8 protein-coding genes are annotated in these 6,572 nt (G+C 71.5%); 5 read left to right on the top strand and 3 right to left on the bottom strand.

The genetic code is table 11. The features are described 5' to 3' along the window. Positions 1 to 418: sigma-70 family RNA polymerase sigma factor (locus ACI379_RS14945; protein ID WP_439792896.1), on the bottom strand; the 418-nt coding region annotated here is incomplete at its 3' end. 226 nt (positions 419 to 644) lie between these two features. Next, positions 645 to 1,946 carry a DNA polymerase IV gene (locus ACI379_RS14940; protein ID WP_439792895.1) on the bottom strand — a complete coding sequence of 434 codons (1,302 nt, stop codon included), beginning with the start codon at positions 1,944 to 1,946 and terminating at the stop codon, positions 645 to 647. Between the two features lie 171 nt (positions 1,947 to 2,117). On the opposite strand from ACI379_RS14940, the gene ACI379_RS14935 reads away from it, so the two are divergent. Together ACI379_RS14935 and ACI379_RS14930 are read left to right on the top strand one after the other, a co-directional pair. Beyond that, the gene (locus tag ACI379_RS14935; protein ID WP_439792894.1) at positions 2,118 to 3,080 is read left to right on the top strand and encodes a DUF4192 domain-containing protein; all 963 of its coding nucleotides are present in this window, start codon (positions 2,118 to 2,120) and stop codon (positions 3,078 to 3,080) included. Between the two features lie 61 nt (positions 3,081 to 3,141). After that, entirely contained in the window at positions 3,142 to 4,605 is a 1,464-nt protein-coding gene (locus ACI379_RS14930) for a glutamate--cysteine ligase (RefSeq protein ID WP_439792893.1), read from the top strand. Positions 4,606 to 4,652: 47 nt separating this feature from the next. On the opposite strand, the gene ACI379_RS14925 is transcribed toward ACI379_RS14930, so the two are convergent. Then, positions 4,653 to 5,081, bottom strand: coding sequence for a hypothetical protein (locus ACI379_RS14925; RefSeq protein ID WP_439792892.1), 429 nt, complete (start codon positions 5,079 to 5,081; stop codon positions 4,653 to 4,655). 162 nt (positions 5,082 to 5,243) lie between these two features. Between ACI379_RS14925 and ACI379_RS14920 the strand changes: the two genes are divergently transcribed. The 3 genes from ACI379_RS14920 to ACI379_RS14910 all read left to right on the top strand — a co-directional run. Continuing rightward, entirely contained in the window at positions 5,244 to 5,645 is a 402-nt protein-coding gene (locus ACI379_RS14920) for a universal stress protein (protein WP_439792890.1), read from the top strand. A 111-nt stretch (positions 5,646 to 5,756) separates the two neighbouring features. Further along, positions 5,757 to 6,086 (top strand): preprotein translocase subunit YajC, encoded by a 330-nt coding sequence (gene yajC, locus ACI379_RS14915; protein WP_439792889.1) that lies wholly within the window; start codon positions 5,757 to 5,759, stop codon positions 6,084 to 6,086. A 1-nt stretch (position 6,087) separates the two neighbouring features. Beyond that, the coding region (locus ACI379_RS14910; protein WP_439792887.1) for an adenine phosphoribosyltransferase at positions 6,088 to 6,572 on the top strand (485 nt) is incomplete at its 3' end.

Raw genomic sequence — 6,572 nt, 5'->3', positions numbered from 1 at the left:
ACGTGGAGAACTTGTAACCCTTGGTGTAGTCGAACTTCTCGACCGCGCGGATGAGGCCGGTGTTGCCCTCCTGGATCAGGTCGAGCATCGGCATCTGGGCGCGGCCGTACTTGCGGGCGATGGAGACGACCAGGCGCAGGTTGGCGTTGATGAACTGGTCCATCGCCAGGCGGCCCTGCTCGGCCAGCCACTCCAGTTCGGCCTCGTTGGCCGACATGGGGGCACCGCCCTTGCGGCGGCCGACGCGGCCGGTGTCCAGCAGGTGCTGGGCCATCAGACCCGCCTCGATGGTCTTGGAGAGTTCGACCTCGGTCTGCGCGTCGAGCAGGGGGGTGCGGGCGATCTCGTCCAGGTACAGGCCGACGCCGTCGCGGCCCTCGATCTCGCGCGTCCTGGTGATCTGTGCGGTGCTCATCATGATCCTCCTCGCAGCCCCGGACTGACCGGGACTCCTCGACATGTGCAACCGATTCGGAGGGTCCGGGATTCCCTCGTGGGAGGGGGTGGTCCGGAGGCCTCTGTCGTCAGCCTTCACCACCACAGACGTCTGGCGCACGCCGAGAGTTGCCTCGATCGCGTACTCTCGGGGGACTCTCAGGGAGTTCTCAGGAGGGTCCCTGAGGCGCCGCACCCGGCGCACCTCGTCAGGCGAGCGGTTCGGGGTCCGTCACGCTGAGCTCGGGGTCGTCGACGGCGAAGCTGCGTACGGGGCCGGGGCCGCTGTGCCGGGTCTCGAAGCGGACCGTCACGACGGTACGACCAGCGCCCCAGACCCAGCCACGTCCGTGCTCGGTGTGCAGCACGTCGGCCCCGGGGCTCCACTGCCGTCGCGGCGGCTCCACCGCGACCACCGGCACCTCGTCGGGCTCGTCCTCGGCCGCGAAGAGCTCCTCCTGGATCCAGTCGGCAAGACCGGAGACACCGACCCCGAGCAGGCGTACGCCGCCGGAGGTGTCCACCTCGCCCAGAAGCCCGCGTGCCGTCCGCGCGATCGCGTCGGCCTGGTCGACGGGCGACGGGAGCGTCTGTGACCGGCTCACCGTGGTGAAGTCGTGCAGGCGGACCTTCACCGTCACCGTGCGGCCCGACAGGGAGTGCTTGTGCAGCCGGGCCGCCACGTCGCCGGCCTGCCGGGTCAGGAGACCCTCCAGCAGGCGCCGGTCCGTGAGGTCGGTGTCGTAGGTGCCCTCGACGCTGACCGACTTGGCCTCCCGCTCGGGCACCACGGGGCGGTCGTCGCGCGCCCTGGCCAGCTCGTGCAGACCGTGGCCCTGCGCCTTGCCCAGCACGCGCACGAGCTCGTCGAGGGAGAGTCCCTGGAGCTCCTCGACGGTGTGCACCCCGATCCGGCGGAGCCGCTCGGCCGTCGCCGGCCCGACGCCGGGGATGACGCGGACGTCCATCGGGGTGAGGAGGTCCAGCTCGGTCCCCGGTGGCACCACCGTGAGCCCGTCCGGCTTGTCCAGCTCGGAGGCGATCTTGGCCAGGAACTTCGAGGAGGCGATCCCGACCGAGGCGGTGAGCCCGCCCGTCACCTCGTGGACGCGGGCCCGGATCTTCTCGCCCAGCGCGCGCACCGTGTCGGGGGAGTGGTCCGGGAGGTCGGCGTCGGCCAGGTCGACGAACGCCTCGTCCAGCGACAGGGGCTCCACCAGGTCGGTGACGCTGCGCAGCACGTCCATCACGGCCCTGCTGCTCGCGTGGTACGCGGGGAACCTGCCCGTGAGGAAGGCCGCGTGGGGGCACAGGGCGCGCGCCTCGCGGGTGGACATCGCGGAGCGCACCCCGAAGGCGCGGGCCTCGTACGACGCGGTCGACACGACCCCGCGCCCGCCGATGCCGCCGACGACCACCGGCTTGCCCCGCAGGGAGGGCTTGTCGCGCTGCTCGACCGAGGCGAAGAAGGCGTCGAGGTCGAGGTGCAGCACCGAGGCGCTGCTGCGCATCAGTCCGCCCTCCTGCCCACCCGTGCATCTTGTCAGGTGGTCGCGCCGACACGACAGCGAGCCGTGCCGGCACCAGCCAGATGTTGTGCCCAGGACGCGGACACGGCGTCGGAGGCGACCGCTCCTGTGGAGAGCGTCGCTCGGCCGCGTTGCGCGGAGATGCTCGCTGTCATGAACCACACCTCCGAAGGACCCACCATGGTGGTCCGCAGCCCGGGCGACTTCGTCGCGTTCGTTCCTGCCGCCCTCGGCTTCGTGCCGGCCGACTCGGTGGTGATGCTCACCTTCGACGTCAACGGCTCCAGCTTCCACGCCCGCGTCGACCACGACCGCGACGACCCGGACGGCCTCGCCCAGGCACTGCTCCGCCCGGCGATCCAGCACAGCATCACCGCCGTGGTCCTCCTGTTCTACGTGGAGGACGACGCAGAGTGCGTGGAGGCGTTGGGCTGGCAGCTGCGCGACACGTTCGTCGACGCCGGTCTCGAGGTGCTCGAGGTGCTGCGGGTCGACCGCACCCACTGGTACGGCGTCCTGCCCGGTCACCACCCCGCCGCGTACGAGGGTGTGGCGCACGACCTGTCCAGCCACCGCTTCACCGCCCAGAGCGTCGTGGCTGGCCGCGTCCTGTTCCCCGACCGGGCGGCGTTGGCGGCATCCGTCGAGGCCGCCGCGGTGGGGGAGCGGGAGTTCGCCTCCTGCGTGGAGGCGGCCCGACCGCTGGCGCCGCACACGCTGGGTTCGCTCGCCCGACGTCGTGCCGGGCAGGGTGAGCGGTTCAGCGACGACGAGCTCGCCAACGTGGTGCGCAGCCTCGCTGACGGGCACCGCCGCGACCACGTCTGGTCGCACCTCGACCGCGCTCGGGCCGTTGGGGCGGTGGACCTGTGGCGCGACGCGGCCCAGCGGGTGCCGGACAGGTGGGCGGCGGACGTCTGCGCAGTCCTTGCCTTCGTGGCGTGGCTCTCGGGCGACGGTGCGCTGGCCTGGTGCGCCGTGGACCGGGCACGACGCTGCCGGCCGGACCACTCGCTGGCCCGGTTGGTGGCGGGTCTGCTGGAGCAGGCTCAGCACCCCGGGCAGTGGGAACACTGGCGGAGGGACGTGCTGAAGCTCCCGGACCCCGCTGCCTGAGGATGAGCTGGTCCAGCCCGAGTTCCGTCCCGGGGGCTGCGGATCCCACTAAGGTCGGTGCATGGGAGAAGAGGTCGACCCCCAGGAGTTCACCCGCGCGGACCGTACCCAGTACCGGGAAAAGGTCCGGCGCAACCTCGACGTGTTCGCGCGGATGCTGCGTGAGTCGCGCTTCGACACCGACGATCCGATGACTGGTCTGGAGGTCGAGCTCAACCTCATCGACGCCGCAGGGGACCCCGCACTGCGCAACGCCGAGGTGCTGGCCCAGATCGCGGACCCGGAGTTCCAGACCGAGCTCGGGCAGTTCAACATCGAGATCAACGTGCCTCCGGCCAAGCTCCGCGAGTCAGGGCTCACGACGTTCGAGGAGGGGCTGCGCCGCTCGCTCAACGCGGCCGAGGTGAAGGCGTCCGAGGTGGGCGCGCACCAGGTCATGATCGGCATCCTGCCGACGTTGGCCGAGGGGCACATGACCCCGGCCACGATGAGCGCCAACCCGCGCTACGCCCTCCTCAGCGACCAGATCCTCGCTGCGCGGGGTGAGGACATCTCGATCCGCATCGACGGTGAGGAGTCACTGCAGACCACGACCGACACGATCATTCCGGAGGCGGCGTGCACCAGCATGCAGCTGCACCTGCAGACCTCGCCCGCGGACTTCCCGTCGTACTGGAACGCGGCGCAGGCCATCGCAGGGGTCCAGCTGGCCATCTCGGCCAACTCGCCGTACCTCTTCGGTCGTGAGCTGTGGAGGGAGACCCGCATCCCCCTGTTCGAGCAGGCGACCGACACGCGCAGCGACGAGCTGAAGGCGCAGGGTGTCCGACCCAGGGTCTGGTTCGGGGAGCGCTGGATCACCTCGGTGTTCGACCTGTTCGAGGAGAACGTGCGCTACTTCCCGTCCCTGCTGCCCGTGCAGGCCGACGAGGACCCGCTGGCCGTGCTGGCAGCCGGTGGGACCCCGAGTCTCAGCGAGCTGCGCCTGCACAACGGCACCGTCTACCGCTGGAACCGGCCCGTCTACGACGTGGTCGACGACGTGCCGCACCTGCGCATCGAGAACCGGCTGCTGGCGGCGGGGCCCACGGTGGCGGACATGATCGCCAACGCGGCCTTCTGGTTCGGACTGGTCCGTGCCCTCGGGTCGCAGCAGCGCCCGTTGTGGTCACAAATGTCGTTCTCCGCTGCCGAGGAGAACTTCCACGTGGCGGCCAGGCACGGGGTCGAGGCGAAGATCTACTGGCCCGGGGTGGGCCAGGTCGCCGCCACCGAGCTCGTCCTGCGCCGCCTGCTTCCACTGGCCGACCAGGGGCTCGCCGACGCCGGGGTCGGGGCTGAGGAGCGCGACCGCTACCTGGGGATCATCGAGCAGCGGTGCAGCGCGCAGACCAGCGGCGCGGAGTGGTTCGTGGCCCGGATGGCCCAGCGACGCGGTCAGGACCGCCTCGACGACCTGCGCGGCACCCTGCTGGAGTACGTCGAGCGCATGCACAGCAACGAGCCGGTGCACACCTGGCGGTGAGTCCCGGCGGGCTGTGAGCCCCGTCGGCGGCGTGCCTCTTCACGCTGTCACGCCACGGGGGAGCGGCGCAGGCGTACCCAGCGCGCCGAGGCGCCGCTCCGCGGATCCCACCAACCTTCCCGTGTGACCACGACGAACACGGCGTCGAGTCCCACCTGCGCGCAGGCATCGCGGACGGCGACCGACCAGTCCGCGTCGAGGTCGTGGAGTGTGAGGTGGCCGGGGCGGGTCAGCCACGCGTACAGGTCCGGGCGGGCGACACCCACCCCGGGCGAGAACGGCTCCACCATCGCCGCCACCAGGTCGGTCCGCGCCGCCTGGTCCTCGTCCCCGCGCACCTCGTGGACCGCGGTACGTCGACCCGGCACCCCGACGTGCAACCGCGGGACGAACCGGCGTCGCGGCTCCGTCTCCCGGTGCCTCAGCACCGCTTCACGCAGCAGCCCCACGCTGCGCGGGTCCAGAGAACCGGTCATCTCCATGGTCGGTACTGTGCCCGACCCACGCGGGGACCGAGGACCTCTCTCCACAGGCCGGTGGACACTCCGCGCCGCGTGCCCCTGTCCTCGGACGGCCCGCGTCGGCTACGGTGCCAAGGGCTGGCGCACTCGTCGCGCCGCGGTGAGAGGAGACGTCGGATGGGCACCTTGGTCGTCGGTTACGTTCCCAAGCCCGAGGGGGAGGCGGCGCTGCGCGCCGGCATCGCGGAGGCCCGCCTGCGCGGCTCGAAGGTCGTGGTGGTCAGCTCCCACCGCGGCGGTGCCGAGTTCGACGGGGCCAAGTCCGAGGCGGCCGAGGCCGAGATGGAGCGGGTGCGCGCGGTGCTCACCGACTCCGGCGTCGAGTTCGACGTACGCCACCTGGTGCGCGGCTTCGAGCCCGCCGAGGACCTGCTGAGCATCGCCGAGGCCAACGACGCCGAGCTGATCGTGATCGGCCTGCGCCGGCGCTCGCCCGTCGGCAAGCTCGTGATGGGCAGCAACTCCCAGCGGGTCCTGCTCGACGCGAAGTGCCCGGTCCTCAGCGTCAAGGCGGTCTGACGGCTCCACACCCGGTCCCGTGACGGGGCTGTCGGAGCGTGCCGGGGCACCCACTAGGATCGCAGGGCGCGGTTCTTGCGCGTCCTGCTCTCGAAGCTCCTGAGGTGTGTCGTGGAACTCCTGGTGAACGCCGTCCCGTTCGTCCTTGTCCTGCTGTTCTTCTGGTTGTTCCTCATCCGCCCCCAGCAGCGCCGCCAGCGCGAGGTGGCGCGGATGCAGTCCGAGGTCGGTGTCGGCAGCCGGGTCATGCTCTCCTCGGGCATCTTCGGCACCGTCACCTCGGTGACCGACCAGCGTGCCCGCGTCGAGCTGGCGCCCGGCGTCGAGGTCGAGGTCATGCGTGCCGCGATCGCCCAGGTCGACGCGGGTGAGACGTCCGCTCCCGCGGCGGACGCGACCGACGCCCCCGACGCGGACGCTGCCGACACCGAGCAGGCCTGAGGTGGTCGCTCGGGACGCCGCGCGCGCGGCGCTGGAGTCGCTGGTCGTCGACGTGAACGACTGGCCCGAGCCGGGCGTGGTCTTCAAGGACATCACTCCCGTCCTGGCCGACCACACCGCCTTCACCCAGATCATCGAGGGACTCGCCGAGGCCGGACGCGACGCCGACGGCACCGTGGTGGTCGACAAGGTGGTCGGCATGGAGGCGCGGGGCTTCATCCTCGCCGCTCCGGTGGCCCTGGCCCTCGGGGCTGGCTTCATCCCGGTCCGCAAGGCCGGCAAGCTGCCCCGCGAGACCCACGCGGTCTCGTACGACCTCGAGTACGGCAGCGCCACGCTGGAGGTCCACCGGGACGCGATCCAGCCCGGCGAGCGCGTCCTGATGGTCGACGACGTGCTCGCGACCGGCGGCACCGCAGCGGCCACCCGTCGCCTCATCGAGCAGTGCGGCGGGGTGTGCGTGGGCTTCTCCGGGCTGATGGAGCT

The sequence above is a fragment of the Nocardioides sp. genome (assembly GCF_051876515.1).
Taxonomy (GTDB): domain Bacteria; phylum Actinomycetota; class Actinomycetes; order Propionibacteriales; family Nocardioidaceae; genus Nocardioides.
The sequence above is the reverse complement of the archived record's forward strand: the minus strand, read 5'-3'. Positions and strand labels throughout refer to the sequence as shown.

Coding starts and splice junctions, on each gene's coding strand:
- ACI379_RS14940 (WP_439792895.1), bottom strand. CDS start 1,946: ATGCGCAGCAGCGCCTCGGTGCTGCACCTCGACCTCGACGCCTTCTTC.
- ACI379_RS14935 (WP_439792894.1), top strand. CDS start 2,118: ATGAACCACACCTCCGAAGGACCCACCATGGTGGTCCGCAGCCCGGGC.
- ACI379_RS14930 (WP_439792893.1), top strand. CDS start 3,142: ATGGGAGAAGAGGTCGACCCCCAGGAGTTCACCCGCGCGGACCGTACC.
- ACI379_RS14925 (WP_439792892.1), bottom strand. CDS start 5,081: ATGACCGGTTCTCTGGACCCGCGCAGCGTGGGGCTGCTGCGTGAAGCG.
- ACI379_RS14920 (WP_439792890.1), top strand. CDS start 5,244: ATGGGCACCTTGGTCGTCGGTTACGTTCCCAAGCCCGAGGGGGAGGCG.